Raw genomic sequence first — 562 nt, 5'->3', positions numbered from 1 at the left:
TCAGGCGTAGTGTCTGCGGACATTACTGCACCTGTGGTTGCACTCGATGATGTGTTAACCAATGACAGCACACCAGCACTCACTGGTACAGTGAACGATCCGACTGCGACTGTGGTGGTGACTGTTGATGGCACAGACTATCCAGCGACCAACAATGGTGACGGCACCTGGACCCTTGCAGACAATACCTTGCCTGTATTAACAGACGGTCCACATACCATTACCGTGACAGCAACTGACCCTGCAGGTAATGCAGGAACAGATACAGCTGTGGTGACAGTGGATACTAGCATTCCAGTAGTATCTTTAGATGATGTGGTTACTAATGACACGACTCCTGCTTTAACAGGGGCGATTAATGACCCAACAGCAACCGTGGTTGTGACTGTGGATGGTGTGGACTATCCAGCGACAAACAATGGCGATGGTACTTGGACGCTTGCAGACAATACACTGCCTGCGTTAACAGACGGTCCACATACAGTGACTGTAACTGCAACTGATCCAGCTGGAAATACAGCTACAGATACAGCTACGCTTACTATTGATACCGTACCTGCAG

The 562-nt window shown here is 49.5% G+C and carries 1 protein-coding gene; it reads left to right on the top strand.

All coding sequences use genetic code 11. The features are described 5' to 3' along the window. Positions 1-562 (top strand): Ig-like domain-containing protein (locus tag ACS125_RS18900; protein ID WP_443274049.1); only part of this gene is annotated, 562 nt, incomplete at both ends.

It is taken from the genome of Acinetobacter sp. PFS20, from assembly GCF_052261015.1.
GTDB lineage: Bacteria > Pseudomonadota > Gammaproteobacteria > Pseudomonadales > Moraxellaceae > Acinetobacter.
The sequence above is the reverse complement of the archived record's forward strand: the minus strand, read 5'-3'. Positions and strand labels throughout refer to the sequence as shown.